This is a genomic window from Buttiauxella cochleicola, assembly GCF_021283185.1.
In the GTDB taxonomy this organism is placed as follows: domain Bacteria; phylum Pseudomonadota; class Gammaproteobacteria; order Enterobacterales; family Enterobacteriaceae; genus Buttiauxella; species Buttiauxella massiliensis.
In genome coordinates this window covers 84,424-108,881 of the sequence record NZ_JAJSOS010000009.1, presented here as the reverse complement: position 1 = coordinate 108,881, position 24,458 = coordinate 84,424, and the positions used below count along the sequence as shown (strand labels likewise).

22 protein-coding genes are annotated in these 24,458 nt (G+C 50.1%); 8 read left to right on the top strand and 14 right to left on the bottom strand.

The features are described from left to right. Position 1: 1 nt before the first annotated feature. The 11 genes from mraY to leuO all read right to left on the bottom strand — a co-directional run bounded on the left by mraY (position 2) and on the right by leuO (position 12,771). Positions 2 to 1,084, bottom strand: a complete 1,083-nt coding sequence (gene mraY / locus LVQ76_RS15170) for a phospho-N-acetylmuramoyl-pentapeptide-transferase (RefSeq protein WP_034460947.1) — start codon at positions 1,082 to 1,084, stop codon at positions 2 to 4. After that, on the bottom strand, positions 1,078 to 2,436 hold the full coding sequence (gene murF / locus LVQ76_RS15165) for a UDP-N-acetylmuramoyl-tripeptide--D-alanyl-D-alanine ligase (RefSeq protein ID WP_232921976.1): 1,359 nt from the start codon (positions 2,434 to 2,436) through the stop codon (positions 1,078 to 1,080). The genes mraY and murF overlap by 7 nt, the downstream gene beginning before the upstream one ends. Next, on the bottom strand, positions 2,433 to 3,920 hold the full coding sequence (gene murE, locus LVQ76_RS15160; RefSeq protein WP_232921975.1) for a UDP-N-acetylmuramoyl-L-alanyl-D-glutamate--2,6-diaminopimelate ligase: 1,488 nt from the start codon (positions 3,918 to 3,920) through the stop codon (positions 2,433 to 2,435). The genes murF and murE overlap by 4 nt, the downstream gene beginning before the upstream one ends. Then, on the bottom strand, positions 3,907 to 5,673 hold the full coding sequence (locus LVQ76_RS15155; RefSeq protein ID WP_064516179.1) for a peptidoglycan glycosyltransferase FtsI: 1,767 nt from the start codon (positions 5,671 to 5,673) through the stop codon (positions 3,907 to 3,909). The genes murE and LVQ76_RS15155 overlap by 14 nt, the downstream gene beginning before the upstream one ends. A gap of 15 nt (positions 5,674 to 5,688) precedes the next feature. Continuing rightward, positions 5,689 to 6,054, bottom strand: coding sequence for a cell division protein FtsL (ftsL, locus tag LVQ76_RS15150; RefSeq protein WP_134187112.1), 366 nt, complete (start codon positions 6,052 to 6,054; stop codon positions 5,689 to 5,691). Beyond that, positions 6,051 to 6,992 carry a 16S rRNA (cytosine(1402)-N(4))-methyltransferase RsmH gene (gene rsmH / locus LVQ76_RS15145; RefSeq protein ID WP_064516175.1) on the bottom strand — a complete coding sequence of 314 codons (942 nt, stop codon included), beginning with the start codon at positions 6,990 to 6,992 and terminating at the stop codon, positions 6,051 to 6,053. The genes ftsL and rsmH overlap by 4 nt, the downstream gene beginning before the upstream one ends. A 3-nt stretch (positions 6,993 to 6,995) precedes the next feature. Further along, entirely contained in the window at positions 6,996 to 7,454 is a 459-nt protein-coding gene (mraZ, locus tag LVQ76_RS15140; protein WP_064516173.1) for a division/cell wall cluster transcriptional repressor MraZ, read from the bottom strand. A gap of 564 nt (positions 7,455 to 8,018) precedes the next feature. Further along, entirely contained in the window at positions 8,019 to 9,023 is a 1,005-nt protein-coding gene (cra, locus tag LVQ76_RS15135; protein WP_232866370.1) for a catabolite repressor/activator, read from the bottom strand. 174 nt (positions 9,024 to 9,197) lie between these two features. Beyond that, positions 9,198 to 9,689: an acetolactate synthase small subunit gene (ilvN, locus tag LVQ76_RS15130; RefSeq protein WP_034460956.1), complete on the bottom strand. Its 492-nt coding sequence runs from the start codon at positions 9,687 to 9,689 to the stop codon at positions 9,198 to 9,200. 2 nt (positions 9,690 to 9,691) lie between these two features. Continuing rightward, the gene (gene ilvI / locus LVQ76_RS15125) at positions 9,692 to 11,416 is read right to left on the bottom strand and encodes an acetolactate synthase 3 large subunit (RefSeq protein ID WP_064516169.1); all 1,725 of its coding nucleotides are present in this window, start codon (positions 11,414 to 11,416) and stop codon (positions 9,692 to 9,694) included. 410 nt (positions 11,417 to 11,826) lie between these two features. Next, complete coding sequence (leuO, locus tag LVQ76_RS15120) at positions 11,827 to 12,771, bottom strand: transcriptional regulator LeuO (RefSeq protein ID WP_151994942.1); 945 nt, start codon at positions 12,769 to 12,771, stop codon at positions 11,827 to 11,829. A gap of 843 nt (positions 12,772 to 13,614) precedes the next feature. On the opposite strand from leuO, the gene leuA reads away from it, so the two are divergent. From leuA to leuD, 4 genes are read left to right on the top strand one after another with little or no spacing between them, the layout of a single operon-like run. After that, complete coding sequence (leuA, locus tag LVQ76_RS15115) at positions 13,615 to 15,186, top strand: 2-isopropylmalate synthase (RefSeq protein WP_232921974.1); 1,572 nt, start codon at positions 13,615 to 13,617, stop codon at positions 15,184 to 15,186. Position 15,187: 1 nt separating this feature from the next. After that, a complete protein-coding gene (gene leuB / locus LVQ76_RS15110) occupies positions 15,188 to 16,279 on the top strand; it encodes a 3-isopropylmalate dehydrogenase (RefSeq protein WP_232921973.1) in 1,092 nt (363 codons plus the stop codon). 2 nt (positions 16,280 to 16,281) lie between these two features. Next, positions 16,282 to 17,682 carry a 3-isopropylmalate dehydratase large subunit gene (gene leuC / locus LVQ76_RS15105; RefSeq protein WP_232866363.1) on the top strand — a complete coding sequence of 467 codons (1,401 nt, stop codon included), beginning with the start codon at positions 16,282 to 16,284 and terminating at the stop codon, positions 17,680 to 17,682. A gap of 11 nt (positions 17,683 to 17,693) precedes the next feature. After that, complete coding sequence (gene leuD, locus LVQ76_RS15100; RefSeq protein WP_232866361.1) at positions 17,694 to 18,299, top strand: 3-isopropylmalate dehydratase small subunit; 606 nt, start codon at positions 17,694 to 17,696, stop codon at positions 18,297 to 18,299. A 139-nt stretch (positions 18,300 to 18,438) separates the two neighbouring features. Here the strand turns inward: leuD and LVQ76_RS15095 are convergent, their stop codons facing one another. From LVQ76_RS15095 to trmB, 3 genes are read right to left on the bottom strand one after another with little or no spacing between them, the layout of a single operon-like run. Beyond that, entirely contained in the window at positions 18,439 to 19,155 is a 717-nt protein-coding gene (locus tag LVQ76_RS15095; protein WP_232921972.1) for a YggN family protein, read from the bottom strand. A 54-nt stretch (positions 19,156 to 19,209) separates the two neighbouring features. Further along, complete coding sequence (locus LVQ76_RS15090; RefSeq protein ID WP_064516156.1) at positions 19,210 to 19,536, bottom strand: YggL family protein; 327 nt, start codon at positions 19,534 to 19,536, stop codon at positions 19,210 to 19,212. Then, positions 19,536 to 20,255 carry a tRNA (guanosine(46)-N7)-methyltransferase TrmB gene (trmB, locus tag LVQ76_RS15085; RefSeq protein WP_232905150.1) on the bottom strand — a complete coding sequence of 240 codons (720 nt, stop codon included), beginning with the start codon at positions 20,253 to 20,255 and terminating at the stop codon, positions 19,536 to 19,538. Before trmB ends, LVQ76_RS15090 begins: the two co-directional genes overlap by 1 nt. 151 nt (positions 20,256 to 20,406) lie before the next feature. Between trmB and mutY the strand changes: the two genes are divergently transcribed. The 4 genes from mutY to LVQ76_RS15065 all read left to right on the top strand — a co-directional run bounded on the left by mutY (position 20,407) and on the right by LVQ76_RS15065 (position 24,417). After that, positions 20,407 to 21,492 (top strand): A/G-specific adenine glycosylase, encoded by a 1,086-nt coding sequence (gene mutY / locus LVQ76_RS15080; protein WP_232921971.1) that lies wholly within the window; start codon positions 20,407 to 20,409, stop codon positions 21,490 to 21,492. Between the two features lie 2 nt (positions 21,493 to 21,494). Beyond that, the gene (locus tag LVQ76_RS15075) at positions 21,495 to 21,767 is read left to right on the top strand and encodes an oxidative damage protection protein (RefSeq protein ID WP_034460971.1); all 273 of its coding nucleotides are present in this window, start codon (positions 21,495 to 21,497) and stop codon (positions 21,765 to 21,767) included. A gap of 63 nt (positions 21,768 to 21,830) precedes the next feature. Further along, entirely contained in the window at positions 21,831 to 22,907 is a 1,077-nt protein-coding gene (mltC, locus tag LVQ76_RS15070; RefSeq protein WP_064516152.1) for a membrane-bound lytic murein transglycosylase MltC, read from the top strand. Positions 22,908 to 23,163: 256 nt separating this feature from the next. Further along, positions 23,164 to 24,417: a nucleoside permease gene (locus LVQ76_RS15065; protein ID WP_232866357.1), complete on the top strand. Its 1,254-nt coding sequence runs from the start codon at positions 23,164 to 23,166 to the stop codon at positions 24,415 to 24,417. Positions 24,418 to 24,458 lie beyond the last annotated feature (41 nt).

The window sequence follows — 24,458 nt, the reverse complement described above, 5'->3', positions numbered from 1 at the left end:
GTTAACGCACCTTCAGGGTAGCCAGGCCAATCAGGACCAGCATCAGCGAAATAATCCAGAAGCGCACAATAACTCGCGGCTCAGGCCAGCCTTTCAATTCGTAGTGGTGATGAATCGGAGCCATGCGGAAAATACGCTGTCCGCGCAATTTGAAGGAGCCGACTTGCAAGATGACTGACAGTGTTTCAACCACAAACACGCCACCCATAATCACTAACAAGAATTCCTGACGCAGCAACACAGCGATAGTTCCGAGTGCGCCACCAAGCGCCAGAGAACCTACGTCACCCATAAAGACTTGCGCCGGGTAGGTGTTGAACCACAAGAAGCCAAGCCCTGCACCGACAATCGCCGTACAGACGATGACCAGTTCCCCGGCATGGCGCAGGTATGGAATATGCAGATATTCAGCAAACTTAATGTTACCAGTCGCCCAGGCAACCAGCGCAAAACCTGATGCCACCAGCACAGTTGGCATAATTGCCAGCCCATCAAGGCCGTCTGTCAGGTTTACTGCGTTGCCAGTACCGACGATAACGAAGTACGCCAGTAGCACATAGAAAAGACCAAGCTGCGGCATTACGTCTTTAAAGAACGGCACAACCAGCTCGGTGGCTGGCGTTCCTTTTCCTACGCTGTACATCGTGAAAGCTACAGCCAGCGCGATAACCGACATCCAGAAGTATTTCCAGCGTGCAATCAGACCTTTAGTATCTTTACGCACCACTTTGCGGTAGTCATCGATAAAGCCAATCACCCCGTAACCAATCAGCACGAACAACACACACCAGACATACGGATTTGATGGATATGCCCACATCAACACGGAGATAACGATAGAAGTGAGGATCATAATCCCGCCCATCGTTGGTGTACCGCGTTTGCTGAAGTGAGATTCCGGGCCGTCGTTACGCACAACCTGGCCGAAGGAGAGTTGCTGCAAACGAGCAATCATACGCGGCCCCATCCATAACGAGATGAATAGAGCAGTCAGCAGGCTGACAATGGCGCGAAACGTCAGATAGGAAAAGACGTTAAAGCCGGAATAATATTTGACCAAGTGTTCGGCCAGCCAAACTAACATGTTCCATTCTCCTGTAATGCGTGTACTACCTGTTCCATGGCGGCACTACGTGAACCCTTCACTAAAATGGTAATCATTGAATGCTCAGCGAGTAGCGCCCTCAGGCGCACAATTAAAGAAGGCTTATCGGTAAAATGTTCGCCAACTTCAGAGGCAGTACTGATTGTTTCGCTCAGTGTGCCCACGCTTAGTACGCAATCGATGCCTGACGCTTTTGCTGCTTCACCCACCTGACGATGGCACTCAACAGACTCTGCACCCAACTCACCCATATCACCGACCACCATCACGCGGTAACCCGGCATTTCAGACAGCACCTGTGCTGCAGCGGTCATCGACCCCACATTGGCGTTGTAACTGTCGTCGAGGAGCAGTTGGTTTTCAGAAAGTTGAATCGGGAACAGACGCCCAGGAACGGCTTTAAGGCCCGCCAGACCGGTTTTAACTGCTTCCAGAGAAGCCCCCACCGACATCGCAAGTGAGGCCGCAGCCAGCGCATTAGCAATGTTATGGCGACCAGGGAGTGGCAGCGTAACATCAACGTCACCCGCTGGTGTTTTGATGGTGAAATCGGTGCCATGCGCGGTGATGTGCACATTGGTTGCAGTAAAATCACTACCTGTGGCATTAGGTGAAAAACGCCATACTTTGCGCTCACCAATCACTTCCTGCCAGTTCAGCCAATCATTGTTATCTGCGTTGAGAATAGCGATGCCGTTCCCAGGCAAACCAGTGAAGATTTCACCTTTTGCTTTCGCAACACCGGCAAGCGAACCAAACCCTTCCAGGTGTGCGGCTGCCAGGTTATTGACCAACGCAGCTTCCGGGCGTGTGAGGTTCACAGTCCAGGCGATTTCACCCTGGTGATTCGCACCGAGCTCAATGACCGCATATTCATGTTCTGGCGTCAGGCGTAACAACGTCATCGGCACGCCAATATCGTTATTCAAATTGCCAGCCGTATATAATGTGTTACCGCACTCACGCAAAATAGCGGCTGTCATCTCTTTTACAGAGGTTTTGCCGGAAGAACCTGTCAGCGCGACAATACGTGTTGGAACTTGCTGGCGCACCCAGGCTGCGAGTTCGCCAAATGCCTGATGCGTATCGGCGACTACAAGCTGTGGAACATTGATAGCTAGCTTGCGGCTAACCAATAACGCTCCAGCCCCACCCTTCACGGCATCTTGCACAAAGTCATGAGCATCAAAACGCTCACCTTTCAGTGCGACGAACAGACAGCCCGGCGTTAATTTGCGCGTGTCGGTAGTGACATCAATGATATCGGCGTCAGCACCATGCAACTCTCCCTTCAGGACAGTGGCAAGTTGGCTCAAGGAAACGCGGATCATGCCACAACCCCCAACAGACGGGCGACAGTGACACGGTCGGAGTAGTCCAGACGGCGCACACCCACAATTTGATAATCCTCATGACCCTTGCCGGCAACCAGAACCACATCGTTTTCTTTGGCTTGCATAATCGCGTTAGTCACAGCTTCGGCGCGGCCTGAAACCACATGCGCGCGGCCTGCATCCAACATGCCTACCAGGATATCGGCAACAATCGCTTTTGGCTCTTCAGTGCGAGGGTTGTCATCGGTAACAACAACAACATCGGCATACTGTTCAGCGATACCACCCATAATTGGGCGCTTGCCTTTATCGCGATCGCCGCCGCAACCGAACACGCACCACAGCTTGCCGCTACAATGTAAACGCGCGGCTTGCAGGGCTTTTTCCAGCGCATCTGGCGTATGGGCGTAATCCACCACAACCGTCGGCTTACCAGGAGCTGTGAAAACTTCCATGCGACCGCAAACAGGTTGCAGGCTCTGAGCCGTTTTCAGCAGTTCTTCGAGTGGGTAATCCAGCACTAACAGAGTGGCAAGCGCCAGCAGCAAGTTGCTAACGTTAAACGCGCCCATCAGGCGGCTTTCAATTTCGCCATCCCCCCATGAAGAGCTGAACTGGATAGTGGCCCCGCCATCGTGATAATGCACGTTGGTTGCTTTCAACCAGCGTCCACGGCAGCCGGGCTGCAAATTGTTTTCCATCGTAACGGCAACAGCGTCAGGCAAGCGTGCTAACCAATTGCGTCCGATTTCATCATCAGCATTAATGATTGCATTGCCGTAATCATGTTCGGAGAACAGCAACCATTTCGCAGCTTCATAGCCTGCCATATCACCATGGTAATCCAGGTGATCTCGGCTGAGATTGGTGAACACGCTGGCAGTGAATTTCAATGCGGAAACACGATGCTGAACCAGCCCGTGTGAGGAAACTTCCATCGCTGCAAAGCTTGCGCCTTCATCAGCCAGTGTCGCCAGCACGTGCTGCACGTCAACGGCAGAGCCAGTGGTGTTTTCGGTCGGTTTCACATTGCCGAGTAAACCGTTGCCCACGGTACCCATAACGGCACTGGTTTCGCCTAATAACTGGCTCCACTGTGCTAGCAACTGAGCGGTAGTCGTTTTGCCATTTGTGCCCGTCACGCCAACCAGGCGTAATGCACTTGAGGGTTCGTTGTAAAAACGCCCTGCCAAAGCAGAAAGTCGTTGATGCAACTGGCTCAGATAAATAACCGGCACACCGTGCATTTCACGGATTTCACCATCTACTGCTTCGCCTTCAGCTTCAGCAACGATAGCGGCTACACCTTGCGCTATTGCCTGCGGGATATATCGACGCCCGTCCGCCTGATGACCGACTATAGCTACAAAAAGGTCGCCCGATGCCGCCACGCGGCTATCGAGTGTCATTTCTCGCAGAGCTCTCTCCGGCGCTTGTGGCACCCACGGAGCAAGAAGGTCGCGCAAATTACGATCTGCCACCTGATCCCTCATTTTGATTAATTACAAATTCACTTTTTTCACCTGTCGCCAGAGCATCCGGTTCGATATTCATGGTGCGCAGAACGCCGCCCATAATGGCACCGAACACAGGTGCAGAGACGGCACCACCGTAATACTTCCCTGCTTGTGGGTCGTTAATCACCACAACCAGCGCAAATCGAGGGTTACTTGCTGGCGCTACGCCCGCGGTGTAAGCAATGTATTTGTTGACGTATTTTCCGTCCGGCCCGACTTTTTTCGCCGTACCGGTCTTAATTGCAATGCGGTAGCCTTTGATGGCCGCTTTAACGCCACCACCACCAGGCAATGCCACACTTTCCATCATATGAACGACGGTACGAACCAACTGTTCAGGGAAGATACGTTCACCTGGAACAGGGGGATCAACCTTCGTAATTGACAGTGGGCGATACACACCGTAGCTGCCAATCGTTGCGTAGACTCGCGCTAACTGTAACGGGGTTACCATTAGCCCGTAGCCGAAAGAGAAGGTGGCCCTCTCTATGTCAGACCACCGTTGTTTTTGCGGATATAAGCCACTGCGTTCTCCGACCAGCCCCAAGTTGGTCGCTTTTCCCAATCCAAAACGTGAGTAAGTATCTACCAACGCTGAGGAGGGCATCGCTAACGCCAGTTTAGAAACCCCGACGTTACTCGACTTCTGTAGCACCCCGGTAAGGGTCAATTCGCTGTAGCGCGCCACATCTTTGATCTCATGACCATTAATGCGGTACGGCACGGTATTCAGAACGGTATTTTCACGTACCACGCCACGTTGCAGCGCAGTCATGACCACCATCGGTTTCACTGTAGAACCCGGCTCGAAAACGTCCGTAATGGTACGGTTACGCATCACGTCTTTCGGGGTTCCACTTAAATTATTTGGGTTATAGGATGGGCTGTTTGCCATCGCTAAAACTTCGCCAGTGCTCACATCAACCAGCACCGCACTGCCCGATTCCGCTTTGTTGAAGGCCACAGCATTGTTTAGCTCGCGATAAACCAACGCCTGTAAGCGCTCATCAATACTCAACGCGAGGTTATGAGCGGCCTGACTATCGGTTGAAGAAATATCTTCAATGACGCGCCCGAAACGGTCTTTACGCACGACGCGCTCGCCCGGTTGGCCGGTCAGCCATTTGTCGAAGCTTTTTTCAACGCCCTCAATACCCTGGCTATCCACGTTAGTGAAGCCAATAAGGTGAGCGGTTACTTCGCCTGAAGGGTAGTAACGGCGAGATTCCTGGCGTAAATGAATACCGGGAAGTTTCAGTTTTTTGATGTAATCGCCAATATCAGGGTTAACCTGACGGGCGAGATAAATAAATCGGCCTTTCGGGTTGCTGTTAACACGGGAAGCCAGTTGATCAAGAGGGATTTTCAGAGCATCCGCCAGCGCTTTCCAGCGGTTATCCAGCGTAATACCACCTGCATCATGCAGCTCTTTCGGATCGGCCCAAATCGCATTCACCGGCACGCTTACTGCCAATGGGCGACCAGCGCGATCGCTAATCATGCCACGAGAAGTAGAGACTTCCTGCACACGCAAAGAGCGCATGTCTCCCTGGCGAACCAGCATATCTGGCGCAATGATTTGCAGCCAGGCAACGCGCCCCAGCAAGAAAACCAGCGCCAGCAAAATGCAACCGCAAAGCAACGCAAAACGCCAACTTACAAAGTTGGCCTGTTCTTCCTGGCGTTTCGGTTTAAGCGTTTTTGCCGCTGCTCTCATCTGCCACGCGATTCCTTATTGCTGAACTACAATGTTTTCCTGCGATGGGTCAACATGCTGCAATTGCAGCTTTTCCGTTGCGACCCGCTCCACCCGGCTATGATCGCCCAGTGCATTTTCTTCCAAAATCAGATTTCGCCATTCGATATCCAGCGCATCACGTTCCACAACCATTTGCTCACGCTGAGCGGTGAGCAGTCGGGTGTGGTGAGCGGTAGTCACAACAAAAATGGCGGTAACGATAATGGCGGTGAACAAGATCAGCGGTAGTTTCCCATGACGCAACAAATCACCACCAATCACTGTTGGTAGAGCATGCCGCTCGCCACTGCTCAACTGGCCAGTAACTTTATTCAGGGCTTCTGCCACTCTGCTGATCATGCGTTCGTCCTTTCAGCGATGCGCAGAACCGAACTACGCGCACGCGGGTTTTCCGCCACTTCTTCATCGCCTGGCATCATTTTGCCAATTGATTTTAAATATCTGCCACCAAGCTTATTCAACTGGGCTTCAGTCATTGGGATACCGGCCGGAACCTGTGGTCCACGGGTGTTTTCACGCATAAAGCGCTTAACAATTCGGTCTTCCAGAGAGTGGAAACTGATAATTGACAGGCGGCCACCCGTTGCGAGCGTTTCAATCGAGCCTTTCAGTGCCTTTTCGATCTCATCAAGTTCGCTGTTGATCCAGATACGAATAGCCTGGAAAGTACGCGTGGCCGGGTGTTTGAATTTGTCTTTAACCGGCATTGCTGCAGCTACAACCGTCGCAAGTTCTTTAGTGCGTGTCATTGGCTGTTCACGGTTGCGCTCGATAATGGCGCGCGCAATACGTTTGCCAAACTTTTCTTCACCGAAGGTTTTAATCACCCAGGCGATATCTGCTTCTTCAGCACTGAGCAACCATTCCGCAGCTGACTGGCCACGAGTCGGGTCCATACGCATATCCAACGGGCCATCACGCATAAACGAGAAGCCGCGTTCTGCATCATCAAGTTGCGGTGAAGAGACGCCAAGATCCAACAGGATGCCGTCAATTTTGCCCAGCAAGTCGCGTTCGCGTGCGTATTCAGCTAATTCAGAGAAAGGTCCATGAATGATAGAGAAGCGCGGATCATCAATTGCCCTGGCAGCCTCAATTGCTTGAGGATCTCGGTCGATTGCCAGCAGGCGCCCTTCTGGTCCCAGTTGGGAAAGAATCAGGCGAGAGTGACCACCGCGGCCAAACGTGCCATCAATGTAGATGCCATCCTGACGAATGTTGAGACCATTCACGGCCTCATCAAGCAGGACTGAAGTATGTTTAAAATTTTCCATCATTATTTATAGTGACAAGTCCTGCAGACGGTCCGACAAGGTGGTTGTCGTAGCCTGCTCAGCGTCGATGTCTTCCTTGACCTGTTGATGCCAGGTCGTTTCATCCCACAGTTCAAATTTATTGAACTGCCCAACCAGCATCACTTCTTTGGTTAGCCCAGCGTATTGGCGCAAAACAGGTGCTAGCAATAATCGCCCGGCGCTATCCATCTGACATTCACTGGCATGCCCGAGTAACAATCGCTGCACGCGACGCTCAACCGGGTTCATGCTCGACAGACGAGCTAGCTTTTGTTCAATAATTTCCCACTCGGGAAGGGTATAAAGCAGCAGGCATGGGTGATGGATGTCGATGGTACAAACCATCTGACCTTCAGAGGTTTCGACAAGCGCATCCCGGTAACGGGTAGGTACGGCAAGCCGCCCTTTGCTGTCGAGATTGACTAATGTTGCCCCACGGAACATGCCAGCCTCACCCTTAAATTCCCCTTTCCACCACTTAGACCCACAAAATCCCACCTAAAGGAGTTTACGGAGCGGAGGAAAACCTTGTCAAGCAAGCTACAACGCTGATGGAAATAATTTTCATCTCCTAAGCGATTGATAAATGACTGGCGTGAAAAGGCGCTACATCCACGATGCAAAATTAACGTTATGAATATTTGAAAGAAAAAAGATCAATAAGCATAAATATCGTTAAATCGACTGAAAACCTGCAAGGTAAAATATGAAGTGTTCAGTTTGCGACGCGGTCGGCATTTTAAGGTATTTCTCTGCAGGATAACAGCGCCAGATGCAGGCGAAACGCGGGCTGCGGGTTAGTTTGAAGGGGCACTGAGAACTATTGTTTAATTATCGGGCACTTTTACACACTGCTATGTAACAAAATAATTCAGAAGAAGGAATTATATCGATTCTGGAATTAAGAGAAGTGTCTATTATCAATGAAAAATAATTACCTGAATAACTAAGGGAAATAAAACGAGATTATTCTTAATTAAGAATGGCAGCCGTAACTGCCATCTCTTGTTAGTGCCGACTTAAACTGCCACGACGATATAGATTACGACGAATACGTGTTAATCCAGGCTTAGGTTTACGTGGCTCATCGAGGCTTGCCAATACCAATTCCAGTACTCTTTCGGCTACATCACGGTGGCGCTGCGCAACAGCCAATACTGGACATTGCAGGAAATCAAGCAACTCATTGTCACCGAAAGTCGCAATTGCTAACTCTGACGGCAAATGCCCTTCACGGCGCAATGTTACATCCATAACACCTTGTAATAATGCAAAAGACGTCGTGTATAGAGCCTGCGGCATTGGGTGAGTTTCCAACCACTTGTCAAAAAGCTGCGCTGCGGCTTCACGCTCATAACTGTTGGCATATAAGAAGTGTACTTCACGTGGATCATCTTTCCACGCGGTGCGGAAACCTTGTTCGCGCAAGTAGCTAACTGATAGCTCCGGCAATGCGCCAAGATAAAGAACCGTTTCAGCAGGGAAAGTACGCAGCTCACTGGCCAGCATTTCCGCATCTTCCTGGTCTGCACCGACTACGCTAATGAAATTTTCGCGATCTAATGCACGATCGAGCGCGATGATTGGAAAAGGGTCGTTCGCCCAGCGTTGATAGAATGGATGTTCAGGCTGCAGTGACGTTGAAACAATGATCGCATCAACCTGACGTTGTAGCAGGTGCTCAATACAACGCATTTCATTATCAGGCTGGTCTTCCGAGCACGCGATAAGCAACTGATATCCACGCTGACGAGCCTGGCGCTCCAGATAGTTGGCGATACGGGTGTAGCTTGTGTTCTCAAGGTCTGGAATAACTAATCCGATAGAACGCGTGCGCCCGGCACGCAATCCTGCAGCCACAGCATTCGGGTGGTAGTTATGTTCGCGTACAACTGCCATGACTTTCTCAACGGTCTTATCGCTAACGCGATACTGTTTTGCCTTACCGTTGATGACGTAGCTCGCCGTAGTGCGCGAAACTCCAGCCAGGCGCGCGATTTCATCCAATTTCACAGTAGCCCCTTATTTAGGATTTCCATAACCATACCCTGGTCATGGTTTCATTTTTATCATCTAAGCGCAGAATAATACCTCGGGCAACCGCTTTTGCTGGCAGTTGCTGCGCTATTTGCAAAAAAAAACCCGGTACGTGTTTTACCGGGTTTTTTATTTAGCCGCCATTACAGGCTAGCGCATAATCTTATCGCCACGCGATACGCCCACAATACCTGAGCGTGCGACTTCCACAATCTTAGCCACTTCACGAATGGTATTCAGGAATGCGTCCAGTTTGTCGCTAGTCCCTGCCAGTTGAACCGTGTAGAGCGTTGGTGTGACATCAATGATTTGCCCACGAAAGATTTCCGCGTTGCGTTTCACTTCTTCACGCCCGTAACCACTCGCCTGCACTTTTACCAGCATGATTTCACGCTCGACATGCGCCCCTTGCACCAGTTCGCTGACACGCAGGACATCCACCAGTTTATGCAGCTGCTTTTCAATCTGCTCCAGCACTTTCGCATCACCAACCGTTTGGATAGTCATGCGAGACAGTGTGGGATCGTCAGTTGGAGCCACGGTCAGGCTTTCAATGTTGTAACCGCGCTGAGCAAATAAGCCTATTACACGGGACAGCGCCCCGGACTCATTTTCGAGTAATACAGATAATATCCGGCGCATAATCAGGTTCTCTCCGTTTTGCTTAACCACATCTCATCCATACCACCGCCACGGATCTGCATCGGGTACACATGCTCAGTGCCATCAACTGCGACGTCGACAAATACCAGACGCTGGTTACGCACGGCCTCCAGCGCTTCGATCAACTTGCTTTCCAGCTCATGCGGCTCGTTAATGTTGATCCCTACATGCCCATAAGCTTCCGCAACGCGCACAAAATCAGGTAAAGACTCCATATAGGATTGAGAATGGCGGCCAGAGTAAATCATGTCCTGCCACTGTTTCACCATACCGAGATAACGGTTGTTGAGGTTAAGCACCAATACCGGCAAACCATATTGCAGCGCGGTAGAGAGTTCCTGGATATTCATTTGAATACTGCCATCACCCGTAACGCAAACCACGGTCTCGTCTGGCAATGCCAGCTTCACACCCAGTGCGGCTGGCAAACCAAAGCCCATAGTGCCGAGACCGCCAGAGTTAATCCAACGGCGAGGCTTATCAAAGGTGTAATAAAGTGCAGCAAACATTTGGTGCTGACCGACATCAGAGGTGACGTAAGCCTCACCTTTGGTCAGACGATAGATAGTTTCAATAACCGCCTGTGGCTTAATCTTATCGCTTGTTCTGTCAAACTCCAGGCACTGGCGTGCACGCCATTGCTCAATCTGTTGCCACCAGTCACGGATATCATCGCAGGACTGCGACGTATCTTCCTGCGCCATCAACTCCAACATTTGCTGTAAAACCTGACGCGCATCGCCAACAATAGGAATATCCGCACCGACAGTTTTAGAAATAGAAGTTGGGTCGATATCAATGTGCAGCACTGTCGCATTCGGGCAGTACTTCGCGAGATTGTTGGTGGTGCGGTCATCAAAGCGCACACCAACTCCGAAAATCACGTCAGAGTTGTGCATCACCATGTTAGCTTCATAAGTTCCGTGCATCCCCAGCATGCCTAATGCCTGGCGATGAGTCCCTGGAAACACGCCAAGACCCATTAACGAGGAGACGACCGGAATATTCAGCTTCTGGGCTAGTTCAAGCAGTTCATCATGACAGGCAGAAGTGATCGCACCGCCACCGACATACATGACCGGCTTTTTCGCCGCCAGCAAGGTTTGCAATGCGCGCTTAATCTGCCCTTTGTGACCCTGAGTGGTCGGGTTATAAGAACGCATACTGACTGTTTCGGGGTAGCTGTAAGGGAACTTATTTGCCGGACTCATAATGTCTTTTGGCAAATCGACCACAACCGGCCCTGGGCGGCCACTTGCTGCAAGCCAGAAGGCTTTTTTGATGATGCCAGGAATGTCTTCTGCTTGTTTGACTAAAAAGCTGTGTTTCACGACCGGGCGCGAAATCCCCACCATGTCGCATTCCTGGAATGCATCATAGCCAATCAGCGATGTTGCAACCTGACCAGAAAGCACCACCATTGGAATGGAATCCATGTAAGCCGTAGCAATGCCGGTGATTGCGTTTGTAGCACCTGGACCGGATGTCACCAGCACGACCCCCACTTCACCGGTTGCACGCGCCAGGCCATCAGCCATATGCACTGCCGCTTGTTCATGGCGTACCAGTACGTGATCAATGCCACCAATAGTATGAAGCGCATCATAGATATCGAGTACTGCGCCTCCTGGGTAACCGAATACATGTTTAACGCCCTGATCGATAAGCGATCGGACGACCATCTCGGCTCCTGACAACATCTCCATGGTTTGCCTCCAGGCTTACGTGTTTGACCGACCACCGAAATCATTTCGGCTAAGTCGTTGAGGCAGGTTGTTGCGCCCTGCATATGTCTTTTTATTATTGATAGTTGCCTAACATAACCGTTGAAAATCTGGCAATCAATTGCCAATCTTCAAGCCTCAAACAAGGATTTTTTTACGAACACTACAAAACCCTCGAGTGGCAGAGTTAAGCTCTGACCATAAGCAGAAATTATGAATGAAAATACCATGGATGGTGGCTTTGCAGGATAAATCTAATTAGCGCACGATTTATCATATGTTCTGGAGAGAAAGCACAAAAACAACTAAAGAAGAAAAAACTATAAAGGCTAATAAAAGAAGGATAACCGGATAGTTTAACCATCCGGATTACTCAGACAAGGATTCTAAATCTACTTACTGCACACTGTAGTCAGTAATTTTTCCATCCATTGATGCCCTTTATCGCGCCCTGCTGCTTCATGCCACGATAAATAACAAGTAGCTGTATTTTCTTTAAGCGGCAGTGTGAATGTTTGTAAATTCAGCGAGTCAGAAAACTCCTCAGCTAACCAGCGTGGTGCTATCGCAACCAGTTGAGTCTGCGACACAATATTTAAAACGCTGATCATTGCCATCCCTTGATAAGCAATACAGGCCAGTTTATCTGCTGTTTGATACCATGGTGCACTGAATGATGCAAAGCGATCCAGGGAAACAACCGCATGTTTTTCGTTATAAACGTCTTCTTCAGTTAATGGTTTAACTAAGCGTGGATTTTTCTTACTCGCCACCAGAACCATTTCATCTTCAAATAGTGGAATACATGTGAACTCAGGTCGACGAAATTCAGAATAGCTAATAACAAACTCTGTTTCCTGATAACGTAATTGGTGTTCAATATCTTTATTTAAAGACGATTTAAAGAGTAACTGAATACCTGGCGCAAAGCGTTTCACATTATTAAAGATAACAGAGGTTAAAAAATTATCTAAAGGGCTGCTAACACAAATGTTAAACACCCTTTCACTGCTGCTCGGGTCGAAACCTGCTCCTGGTAACTCATTCTGTACCAGCTGCAATGCCTGGCGAATGGAGCCAAACAGTTGGAAGGCGCGAGCCGTAGGCTGAATGCCTCGGCCATAACGTACGAATAGTTCATCATTGAACATTATTTTCAACCGGGCTACCGCATTACTCACTGCGGGCTGAGACATCCCCAGGGTTTGAGCAGCACGGGTAATATTCTGCACTTGCATAACAGCATCAAATACAGTTAATAAATTTAAATCAACAGAACGTAGTTGAGGTTTAAACCCATCATGAACTGTTGGTTGTTCTACATAATTATCAGACATGGCAAACTCCACTAAGATGGTTCGTCCTTTTTCACAGATTAACTCTGTGGGCTATCCCTATTATCACTTGCTAAGCAGAACATGCTGATCAATACAATTGAAAACATTATTTAAAAATAAAAATAAAATTTTTAATTCACGTTTCCTGACACGCCAACACGGCTTCAGCTACTGACAAGTCTGGTATAACTATAAAGATGTATATAACTTTTTTGTGTCAGTTGATTTCCTGAACATGCTAATGAAATCACAAAATGACTTATCGCACAATGATTCACCTAATGAATTATATATCAACCATGGATGACATCGCTGGTCGGAAACAATAGTTCTACTGAGAATCGAGTGATAAGGAAAGGAGATAAATTCCTAAAATAGGATTCTTGCCTTGATTAACCCTCGTAAATCATAATCATGATGAATAACACTGGTAATAAACACATTTATTTTTAATTGTTTCTGACGATTTCATTTTTACATAAAACGGTAAACAGTCCTTTTCCATACCTTTTATAAATATTATGAAAAATTGATATACCAGCACAAATAACTGGCCGTCACACCCACCTTACTATCGCCAAAACTGTGCCTGAGAGAATCGATTGTTGACACAGCAGGGCAGATCAAGTACCAATAAATGCATAACGAATTCACTTGGGGCTTGAAAACATGATTCGCACCATTCGCCTACTAGGTCTACTACTAAACGCAACTTCTTTGCGCGGTAGGCTGGTGGGCGAAATCGAGCGTTGATTCAAGCCATCAGACAGAAAAAACCCGCGCCACTGCGCGGGTTTTTTTATGCTCGTAGCAAGGGCCCCTAAGACGAGAAAGGACCACAACATGAGCCAACAAGTCATTATTTTCGATACCACTTTGCGTGATGGTGAGCAGGCATTACAGGCAAGTCTGAGTGTAAAAGAGAAGCTGCAAATTGCGATGGCACTGGAACGTATGGATGTTGATGTAATGGAAGTCGGTTTCCCTGTTTCCTCTCCTGGTGACTTCGAATCTGTACAGACCATCGCTCGCAATATCAAAAATAGCCGTGTATGTGGCCTCGCTCGTTGTGTAGATAAAGATATCGATGTTGCCGCCGAGGCGCTGAGGATTGCCGAAGCATTCCGTATTCATGTGTTCCTGGCCACGTCCACCATGCACATCGAAACCAAATTACGAAGTACCTTCGATGATGTTTTAGCTCGTGCAGTCAATTCTGTTAAACGCGCCCGTAACTACACCGACGACGTAGAGTTCTCATGTGAAGATGCTGGCCGTACTCCAATCGATAACCTGTGCCGTATAGTAGAAGCAGCCATTGGCGCAGGCGCTACAACTATCAACATTCCAGACACTGTGGGCTACACCACTCCAGTCCAGTTCGGCGGTATTATTCAGACTTTGTATAACCGCGTCCCTAACATTGATAAAGCGATTATCTCTGTCCACTGCCACGACGATTTGGGCATGGCAACAGGCAACTCTATCGCAGCAATTCAGGCCGGTGCCCGTCAGGTTGAAGGCACACTGAACGGTATAGGCGAACGTGCCGGTAACACTGCGCTGGAAGAAGTCATCATGGCGATTAAAGTACGCGGCCAAATGTTAGACGTGCATACCAATATTAATCACCATGAAATCTATCGCACCAGCCAGATTGTCAGCCAGCTGTGCAACATGCCAATCCCGTCGAACAAAGCGGTTGTCGGTTCAAACGCATTCGCCCACTCCTCCGGTATTCACCAGGATGGCGTGCTGAAAAACCGCGAAAACTACGAAATCATGACGCCGGAAACCATCGGCTTGAACCAGGTGCAATTGAACCTGACCTCCCGCTCGGGCCGCGCCGCAGTGAAACACCGTATGGAAGAGATGGGCTATAAAGAAGCCGACTACAATCTGGATTCTTTGTACGACGCCTTCCTGAAGCTGGCCGACAAAAAAGGCCAGGTCTTTGACTACGATTTGGAAGCATTGGCCTTCATCGGCAAGCAGCAGGAAGAACCAGAACATTTCCGCATGGAATACTTCAACGTGCAGTCGGGTTCAAGCGTGATTTCCACCGCTTCCGTCCAACTGCAATGTGGCGAAGAAACGCATTCAGAAGCCGCGACCGGCAACGGCCCGGTTGACGCTGTCTACCAGGCGATTAACCGCATCACAAATTACGACGTTGAACTGGTGAAATATCAGCTGTCTGCGAAAGGCCAGGGCAAAGACGCATTGGGCCAGGTTGACATCGTTGTGACCCACAAAGGCCGCCGCTTCCATGGCGTAGGTCTGGCGACCGACATCGTTGAATCTTCAGCGAAAGCGATGATTAACGTGCTGAACAACATCTGGCGTGCGGGCATCGTCGAAAAAGAATTGCAACGCAAAGCTCATAATAAAGAAAATAATCAGGAAACCGTGTGACATGTCAAAAACTCATCATATAGCAGTATTGCCGGGTGACGGCATTGGCCCAGAAGTTATGGCTCAGGCGCTGAAAGTGCTGGATGCAGTTCGTAAGCGCTTCGATATGCGCATTACCACCAGTCAATATGACGTAGGTGGCATTGCTATCGACCGTCACGGCAACCCGCTGCCACCCGTTACCGTTGAAGGCTGCGAGCAAGCAGACGCAATTCTTTTCGGCTCCGTGGGCGGCCCTAAGTGGGAACACCTGCCTCCGGCCGAGCAGCCAGAGCGTGGCGCGTTATTGCCGCTGCGTAAGCACTTTAAGTTGTTCAGTAACCTGCGCCCTGCTCGCCTGTACCAGGGTCTGGAAGAGTTTTGCCCACTGCGTGCTGACATCGCCGCGAACGGCTTTGACATTCTGTGTGTGCGTGAACTGACTGGCGGGATCTACTTCGGCCAGCCGAAAGGCCGTGAAGGCTCCGGCATGCACGAGAAAGCATTTGATACCGAAGTGTATTACCGCTTTGAGATCGAGCGTATTGCACGCATCGCTTTCGAGTCGGCCCGTAAACGTCGCAGCATCGTCACCTCAATTGATAAAGCGAACGTGCTGCAATCGTCGGTGATGTGGCGCGAAATCGTCGGCGAAATCGCGAAAGAATACCCGGACGTTGAGTTGGCACACATGTACATCGACAACGCCACCATGCAGCTGATTAAAGACCCGTCGCAGTTTGACGTGCTGCTGTGCTCCAACCTGTTTGGCGACATTCTGTCTGACGAATGCGCGATGATCACCGGCTCCATGGGCATGCTGCCATCGGCAAGCCTGAACGAGCAAGGTTTCGGCCTGTACGAACCTGCGGGCGGTTCCGCGCCTGATATCGCAGGTAAAAATATTGCTAACCCAATTGCGCAGATCCTGTCTCTGGCTCTGTTAATGCGCTACAGCCTGGATGCTGAAGAGGCCGCTTTGGCCATCGAAAACGCTATCAACCTTGCGCTGGAAGAAGGTTTCCGTACCGGCGACCTGGCTCGTGATGGCAACGCAATCAGCACCGACGAAATGGGCGATACCATTGCTCGCTTCGTGGCAGAGGGGAAATAATCATGGCGAAAACGTTATATCAAAAGTTGTACGATGCCCACGTCGTCTACGAAGCAGTCGATGAAACACCACTGTTGTACATCGACCGTCATCTGGTGCACGAAGTGACCTCCCCGCAGGCGTTTGATGGCCTGCGGGCCCATAAGCGCCCGGTGCGTCAGCCAGGCAAAACTTTTGCCACCATGGACCACAACGTTTCTACGCAGACTAAAGACATCAACGCTTCCGGCGAAATGGCCCGTATTCAGATGCAGGAATTGATGAAAAACTGCAAAGAATTCGGCGTTGAATTATATGACCTGAACCACCCGTTCCAGGGCATCGTTCACGTGATGGGGCCGGAGCAAGGCATTACGTTGCCGGGCATGACCATCGTGTGTGGTGACTCCCACACCGCGACCCACGGCGCATTTGGCGCGCTGGCGTTTGGTATCGGCACTTCCGAAGTTGAACATGTGCTGGCGACGCAAACCCTGAAACAGGGCCGCGCCAAAACCATGAAGATTGAAGTGACCGGCACTGCCGCACCTGGCATCACCGCAAAAGACATCGTGCTGGCGATTATCGGCAAAACCGGTAGCGCTGGCGGCACCGGGCACGTAGTGGAATTCTGCGGTAGCGCGATTCAGGCGCTGTCGATGGAAGGCCGTATGACGCTGTGTAACATGGCTATCGAAATGGGTGCCAAAGCAGGCATCGTGGCACCAGACGAAATCACCTTTAACTATGTGAAAGGCCGTCTGCATGCCCCGAAAGCCGCCGACTGGGACGACGCCGTGGCTTACTGGAAAACCTTCAGCACTGACGAAGGCGCGAAATTCGACACCATCGTCACACTGGACGCCGCAGAAATCGCTCCGCAAGTCACCTGGGGGACCAACCCAGGCCAGGTGATTTCCGTTACCGAAAACATCCCGAATCCAGAATCGTTCGCTGACCCGGTAGAACGCGCTTCTGCCGAGAAAGCGCTGGCGTATATGGGCCTGAAACCCGGCATTCCATTAACCGAAGTCGCTATCGACAAAGTGTTTATTGGTTCATGCACCAACTCACGTATCGAAGATTTGCGTGCTGCGGCAGAAATTGCCAAAGGCCGTAAAGTTGCTCCAGGCGTGCAGGCGTTAGTGGTTCCAGGTTCTGGCCCGGTAAAAGCACAGGCGGAAGCGGAAGGTCTGGATAAGATTTTCATCGAAGCCGGTTTTGAATGGCGCTTGCCAGGCTGCTCGATGTGTCTGGCGATGAACAACGACCGCCTGGAACCGGGCGAGCGTTGTGCTTCTACCAGCAACCGTAACTTTGAAGGCCGCCAGGGCCGCGGTGGCCGCACTCATTTGGTTAGCCCGGCAATGGCCGCCGCAGCCGCTGTATCCGGTCACTTTGCTGACATCCGCACGTTGAAATAAAGGAAAACACCATGGCAGAGAAATTTATCCAACATACCGGCCTGGTCGTTCCGCTGGATGCCGCAAACGTTGATACCGACGCAATCATTCCGAAGCAGTTTTTGCAGAAAGTCACGCGCACCGGTTTTGGCGCACATTTGTTTAACGACTGGCGTTTTCTGGATGATGCAGGCCAAAAGCCTAATCCAGAATTCGTGCTGAACTTCCCGGAGTTTAAGGGCGCTTCTATTTTGCTGGCGCGAGAAAACTTCGGCTGCGGTTCTTCCCGTGAACACGCGCCGTGGGCGTTGACTGATTACGGTTTCAAAGTGGTTATCGCGCCAAGTTTTGCGGATATTTTCTACGGCAACTCATTCAACAACCAGTTACTGCCGGTGACGTTGAGCGAAGCAGAAGTCGATGAGTTGTTCAAACTGGTCGCGGCCAATCCAGGTATTAAATTCGTTGTCGACCTGGAAGCGCAGACGGTGATTGCGGGTGAGAAAAGCTATTCATTTAATATCGATACTTTCCGCCGCCACTGCATGTTAGAAGGGCTGGATAGTATTGGCCTGACGTTGCAGCACGAAGGTTCAATTTCTGCTTACGAGCAGAAACAACCGGTGTTTATGCGTTAACAGACTCCAATTCTTATACCCAAAATAATTCGAGCTGCATCGAGGCGGTAAGTGTTCGAGGCCCAGGGAGCTTACATAAGTAAGTGACCTGGGCGAGGACACGCAGCCAACAAAGAGGCAGCTTGAAGTATGAAGGGTATTACTTCAGCGTTTCGACCAACCCCTTCCGCTGCCCTTCCAGCGTCACCACTTTGCTACACACATCGCGGCCAAACTGCTCGAAATCTTTTTCCTGATTCTTCCACTCGTTTTGAATAGAAGTCTGTAAGCCACCGAGGCTACCCAGCACGCCTTGCAGCGGATTGCCGCCACCTTTCAAAACGGCTTTCGCACCCATCTCGTTGATGCTGTCCTGCAAGATGCCGCCCATCGCCTGATTCACCAGTTGTTGCCCTTCGGAGCGCACTTGATCAATCGCTTTATAGTGGAAGGTTAAACCATCCGAGCGGGTTTCAATAATACGGTTCATCTGCTGCTTGAGTTGCGCGTCGAGTTTAGTCAGACGGCCACGCATATTGCTGCTCTCGCCCACTTCTTTAGCGATGATTTTATCCAGCGCAACACGGCCCTTTTCAACACGGGTCAATGCACCGTTGTTAATCCACGGAAGATCGCTACGCAACGCTTTCTGGTAATCCAGAGCCAGCTGGCGCTGCGTCGCGTTTAATGTGTGTGGCTTGCCGTTAAACTTCAGGCTGCCATCGGGGGCAATAACCAGATTGCCATTCTCACCAACAACCTGAACGGATTGCGGGTTGATTACCACGTCATCGCGAGGCGTGACGCTGCATTTATAGTCGGCCTGTGCCTGCATCGCAGTTAGCAGCAGAACGCCCATCAAAGCCTTACGAATCATAGTCACTCCTGAAAAAAAGGGCCGGTTCTCACCAGCCCATTTGTTCTATTTCAATCAATCCCACCAGACATCAAACAGATCGCTGGTGCGAACGTCTTCAGCCTTGTGATCTTCAAGCCATTTGCGCACCAGAGCTTGATGCTCTTCGGTGCATTTGCCGATTTCCTGCAGGCAAATTAAGCCTTCCCAGGAAAGGTGGCCGCCGCCATCAAAAGCCAGACCATTTTTATCGATCACTTCATCGATGAATTCATCAACGATTTTATCGATTTGTTCTTCGGAGGTGCCTTCCGGGAAACGCCATGCAACAGAGAACCCCACTTCCTGGAATTCGTCGATGTGCATTTTCTTACGCAAACGACGGCTACGATTAATTGCCATTACTTTACCCTCTCGAACATTAAGTCCCATACGCCGTGACCAAGACGATGGCCACGTTGTTCAAATTTGGTCACCGGACGTGAATCCGGGCGTGGTACGTAGTCGTTAGTCTCTGACTGGTTTTGATAACCGTCGACAGAGGACATCACTTCGAGCATGTGTTCAGCATAAGGTTCCCAATCGGTCGCCATATGGAACACACCTCCCAGTTTCAGTTTGCTTTTCACAAACTCGGCAAACGGCACCTGAACGATACGGCGCTTATTATGACGCGCTTTGTGCCACGGATCAGGGAAAAAGAGCTGAACCATGGATAAAGAATTGTCAGGAACCATTTTTTGCAGCACTTCCACCGCGTCGTGACACATCACGCGCAGGTTCTCAACGCCCTCTTCATGAGCGGTCGCAAGGCATGCGCCCACGCCCGGCGAGTGCACTTCAATGCCTAAAAAGTTCTGCTGTGGATTAGCCTTCGCCATTGCCACCAGCGACGTGCCCATGCCAAAACCGATTTCCAGCGTGACTGGCGCTTCGCGGCCAAACAGCTCGGTAAAATCAACAGGCGCGTCTTGATATTCAACGCCCATCACCGGCCAATAGTTTTCCAGTGCGAATTCCTGGCCCTTAGTCAGGCGGCCCTGGCGGCGCACAAAACTACGAATCCGGCGCATTGCGCGGCCTTCTTCATTAAATTCCGGTGAGATGACGTCATTTTTCATGGTGTTCAGGCTTTCGTTAGTGTTCGGGAAACGGGCATTATCCAAAGTTAATGATGAGAAGCAAGCACCAGAAAGTTCCGGTTTACAGCACGGAGTCGTCTGTGCTGGAATCAGCCCCCTAATTTATATTCTTATCGGATGCCAGGTAACAATGACACATGCGCCGCAATTCTCCCACCAGGTTCTCGACTGGTATCAAAAATACGGCCGCAAAACACTGCCATGGCAACTCGAAAAAACGCCTTATAAAGTATGGCTGTCTGAGGTGATGTTGCAACAAACTCAGGTTGCGACCGTCATTCCTTACTTTGAGCGCTTTATGGAGCGCTTCCCGACTGTCACCGATCTCGCCAATGCCCCGCTCGACGAAGTACTGCATCTGTGGACGGGTCTGGGTTATTACGCCCGCGCCAGAAACCTGCATAAAGCGGCGCAAATGGTGGCGAACCAGCATGGCGGCATTTTTCCGGAAACCTTTGAAGAAGTGTCTGCACTGCCAGGCGTTGGGCGCTCGACTGCGGGCGCGATCCTTTCTCTGTCGCTCGGTAAACACTTCCCGATTCTCGATGGCAACGTAAAACGCGTGCTTGCACGTTGTTATGCCATTGGAGGCTGGCCGGGTAAAAAAAACGTCGAGAAAAAACTTTGGGACATCAGCGAGCAAGTCACGCCAGCCAAAGGGGTTAGCCAGTTTAACCAGGCGATGATGGATCTTGGGGCGATGGTTTGTACCCGCTCGAAACCAAAATGCGAACTTTGCCCGGTGAATAATATCTGCGAGGCCTGGGCCAATAACAGTTGGGCCAGTTATCCAGGTAAGAAGCCTAAAGTTACAATACCGGAACGCACCGGCTATTTATTGATGATGCAGCACCAGGACAGCGTACTACTTGCCCAGCGTCCACCGGTTGGTCTGTGGGGTGGCTTGTACTGTTTCCCACAATTCGAAACCGAAAATGAACTGCGCGACTGGCTGGCACAACACCAGATTCCAGCAGATAATCTCACGCAATTAACCGCCTTCCGCCATACATTCAGCCACTTTCATTTGGACATCGTCCCAATGTGGCTCCCAGTGCCTTCATTTAGTGGGTGCATGGATGAAGGAACAGCTCTCTGGTATAACTTAGCGCAGCCACCGTCCGTAGGACTGGCGGCCCCTGTAGAACGTTTATTACAGCAATTGCACGCCGAGCCGGTAGTCGTAAAAGCGGCCCGAGCCGTTGAAGAGGAATAATGATGAGCAGAACTATTTTTTGTACTTACCTACAACGTGACGCAGAAGGCCAGGATTTCCAACTTTATCCAGGCGAACTTGGCAAACGTATTTATAACGAAATTTCTAAAGAAGCGTGGGCGTTATGGCAGGCAAAGCAAACCATGCTGATTAACGAACGTAAAATGAGCATGATGAATCCAGAGCATCGCAAAGAGCTGGAAGCTGAAATGGTCAACTTCCTGTTTGAAGGCAAAGAAGTCCACATCGAAGGCTACACGCCGCCAGAAAAATAAAAATACGAGGGCCATCGGCCCTTATGCAAACCAACAAGCACAAGCATACGTATACACGGAACGATGAAAAAATTTCTCGCGCTAGCTCTGGTTGTCCCGTTGCTCATCTCCTGTTCGAGCAAAAAAGATGATTCCTATAACGAGGCCTTTGTTAAGGACACTAATGGTTTCGATATTTTGATGGGGCAATTTGCTCACAACATCGAAAATATCTGGGGTATGAAGGAAGTGTTGATTGCGGGTCCAAAAGACTACGTAAAATATACTGACCAGTACCTGACACGTAGCCACATCAACTTTGACGACGGTACGATTACCATTGAAACCATTGCTGGCACCGATCCTGCGGCGCACCTGCGCCAGGCGATCATCACTACTTTGCTGATGGGTGACGATCCTGGTTCTATCGATCTTTATTCCGATGCCAACGATGTGTTGATCTCCAAACAACCGTTCCTGTATGGCCAGGTTGTTGATAACACCGGTCAGGCAATTCGCTGGGAAGGCCGCGCTGCCAAATTTGCTGACTATCTGCTGCAAACTCGCCTGAAAAGCCGTAGTACCGGGCTTAAAATTGTTTATAGCGTGACTATCAATCTGGTACCAAACCACCTTGATAAACGTGCACATAAATATATCGGCATGGTGCGTAAAGCATCGAAGAAGTACGGTGTCGATGAATCGTTGATTCTGGCCATTATGCAGACTGAATCAAGCTTCAACCCATACGCAGTAAGCCACGCAGACGCGCTCGGTTTGATGCAAGTTGTACAGCACAGCGCAGGGGTTGATGTATTTAAATCTCAGGGGAAATGGGGCAAGCCAAGCCGCAGCTACTTGTTTGATCCTGAAAGCAATATCGATACGGGTACTGCTTATCTGGCCATTTTGCAAAATAGCTACCTGAGTGGAATTGATAACCCAACATCACGTCGCTACGCTGTGATAACTGCTTATAACGGCGGTGCGGGTAGTGTTCTGCGCGTGTTCAACAACGACAAGAACCGTGCCTACAACATTATCAACAGTATGGATCCGGGCGATGTGTATCAGACTCTTACTACACGCCACCCTTCAGCGGAATCACGCAACTATCTATACAAAGTGAATACCGCACAGAAGAGTTACCGCCGACGCTAATTTCTGATGCTTGTCCTATCTCCCACCAGCCGTTTCTACGGTGGGAGATATCACTCTCCCTCCGGTTTATCGCCTGATTGCGCAAAAAGTGTAACCTAAATCACTATTCTCGAATGCAATTCGAAGATGTTTTCATTTATTTGCTGAATGTACCAAAAATTACTTCACGGCACTGCTAATGTTACTTTCACAACATATTTCATGTCATATGTTAGAAATGAAACATTCAACACCAAAATCCTGTGAGGAAATTTACATGAACCTTAAGCTGCAGCTAAAAATACTTTCGTTTCTGCAGTTCTGCCTGTGGGGGAGTTGGCTCACTACGCTCGGCTCCTATATGTTCGTCACCCTCAAGTTCGATGGCGCAGCTATCGGCGCGGTGTACAGTTCGTTAGGTATTGCGGCGGTATTCATGCCGACGTTACTCGGCATTATTGCGGACAAATGGGTTAGTGCGCGCTGGCTCTACGCGGCTTGCCATATTGTCGGTGCCATCACCTTGTATTTCGCCGCACAGGTCACAACGCCAAGCGCGATGTTCATCGTCATTCTGCTGAACTCGCTGGCCTATATGCCAACGCTTGGGCTGGTGAACACGATTTCTTACTATCGCCTGCAATCAGCGGGAATGGACATCGTCAGTGACTTCCCGCCGATCCGTATCTGGGGAACCATTGGCTTTATCTTCGCCATGTGGGGCGTGAGCTTCTCAGGCTTTGAACTGAGCCACATGCAGCTTTATATCGGTGCAATCTTATCTGTGGTGCTGGCGTTGTTCACTCTGACGCTGCCGCATATTCCGGTTGCCAACGCGCAGAAAAACCAGAGCTGGAGCTCAATGTTAGGGCTGGATGCCTTTGCGCTATTCAAAAACAAACGCATGGCGATTTTCTTCATCTTCTCCATGCTGTTAGGCGCCGAGCTGCAAATTACCAATATGTTCGGCAACACCTTCCTGCACAGCTTTGACCAGAACCCACTGTTCGCCAGCAGCTTTATTGTCGAACATGCGTCGGTGCTGATGTCTATTTCGCAGATTTCTGAAACCGTATTTATCCTGACGATTCCGTTCTTCCTGATTCGTTACGGCATTAAAAACGTGATGCTTATCAGTATCGTGGCGTGGATGCTGCGCTTTGGTCTGTTTGCCTTTGGCGACCCATCACCAATGGGTACTGTGTTGCTGGTGATGTCGATGATCGTCTACGGCTGTGCCTTCGACTTCTTCAACATTTCCGGTTCAGTATTCGTTGAAAAAGAGGTGAGACCAGAAATCCGTGCCAGTGCACAGGGCATGTTCCTGATGATGACTAACGGTTTTGGTTGCATCCTGGGCGGGATTGTCAGCGGTAAAGTGGTGGAGAACTACACTACGGCGGGGATTACCGATTGGCAAAGCGTATGGCTGATTTTCGCCGGTTATTCACTGGTGCTGGCCTTCGCCTTCGTCGCCCTGTTCAAATATAAACATGTCAGGACGCCAGCGGCCATTCAGCCAGCAGTCTGATAGTTCAGGGATTGCTTCAATAACCTAAATAATTCGAGGTG

What these genes read in the sequence shown, in the direction of transcription:
- mraY (WP_034460947.1), bottom strand. Translation starts at nt 1,084, where the DNA reads ATGTTAGTTTGGCTGGCCGAACACTTGGTCAAATATTATTCCGGCTTT.
- murF (WP_232921976.1), bottom strand. Translation starts at nt 2,436, where the DNA reads ATGATCCGCGTTTCCTTGAGCCAACTTGCCACTGTCCTGAAGGGAGAG.
- LVQ76_RS15155 (WP_064516179.1), bottom strand. Translation starts at nt 5,673, where the DNA reads ATGAGAGCAGCGGCAAAAACGCTTAAACCGAAACGCCAGGAAGAACAG.
- ftsL (WP_134187112.1), bottom strand. Translation starts at nt 6,054, where the DNA reads ATGATCAGCAGAGTGGCAGAAGCCCTGAATAAAGTTACTGGCCAGTTG.
- rsmH (WP_064516175.1), bottom strand. Translation starts at nt 6,992, where the DNA reads ATGATGGAAAATTTTAAACATACTTCAGTCCTGCTTGATGAGGCCGTG.
- mraZ (WP_064516173.1), bottom strand. Translation starts at nt 7,454, where the DNA reads ATGTTCCGTGGGGCAACATTAGTCAATCTCGACAGCAAAGGGCGGCTT.
- ilvN (WP_034460956.1), bottom strand. Translation starts at nt 9,689, where the DNA reads ATGCGCCGGATATTATCTGTATTACTCGAAAATGAGTCCGGGGCGCTG.
- ilvI (WP_064516169.1), bottom strand. Translation starts at nt 11,416, where the DNA reads ATGGAGATGTTGTCAGGAGCCGAGATGGTCGTCCGATCGCTTATCGAT.
- leuO (WP_151994942.1), bottom strand. Translation starts at nt 12,771, where the DNA reads ATGTCTGATAATTATGTAGAACAACCAACAGTTCATGATGGGTTTAAA.
- leuA (WP_232921974.1), top strand. Translation starts at nt 13,615, where the DNA reads ATGAGCCAACAAGTCATTATTTTCGATACCACTTTGCGTGATGGTGAG.
- leuB (WP_232921973.1), top strand. Translation starts at nt 15,188, where the DNA reads ATGTCAAAAACTCATCATATAGCAGTATTGCCGGGTGACGGCATTGGC.
- leuC (WP_232866363.1), top strand. Translation starts at nt 16,282, where the DNA reads ATGGCGAAAACGTTATATCAAAAGTTGTACGATGCCCACGTCGTCTAC.
- leuD (WP_232866361.1), top strand. Translation starts at nt 17,694, where the DNA reads ATGGCAGAGAAATTTATCCAACATACCGGCCTGGTCGTTCCGCTGGAT.
- LVQ76_RS15095 (WP_232921972.1), bottom strand. Translation starts at nt 19,155, where the DNA reads ATGATTCGTAAGGCTTTGATGGGCGTTCTGCTGCTAACTGCGATGCAG.
- LVQ76_RS15090 (WP_064516156.1), bottom strand. Translation starts at nt 19,536, where the DNA reads ATGGCAATTAATCGTAGCCGTCGTTTGCGTAAGAAAATGCACATCGAC.
- trmB (WP_232905150.1), bottom strand. Translation starts at nt 20,255, where the DNA reads ATGAAAAATGACGTCATCTCACCGGAATTTAATGAAGAAGGCCGCGCA.
- mutY (WP_232921971.1), top strand. Translation starts at nt 20,407, where the DNA reads ATGACACATGCGCCGCAATTCTCCCACCAGGTTCTCGACTGGTATCAA.
- LVQ76_RS15075 (WP_034460971.1), top strand. Translation starts at nt 21,495, where the DNA reads ATGAGCAGAACTATTTTTTGTACTTACCTACAACGTGACGCAGAAGGC.
- mltC (WP_064516152.1), top strand. Translation starts at nt 21,831, where the DNA reads ATGAAAAAATTTCTCGCGCTAGCTCTGGTTGTCCCGTTGCTCATCTCC.
- LVQ76_RS15065 (WP_232866357.1), top strand. Translation starts at nt 23,164, where the DNA reads ATGAACCTTAAGCTGCAGCTAAAAATACTTTCGTTTCTGCAGTTCTGC.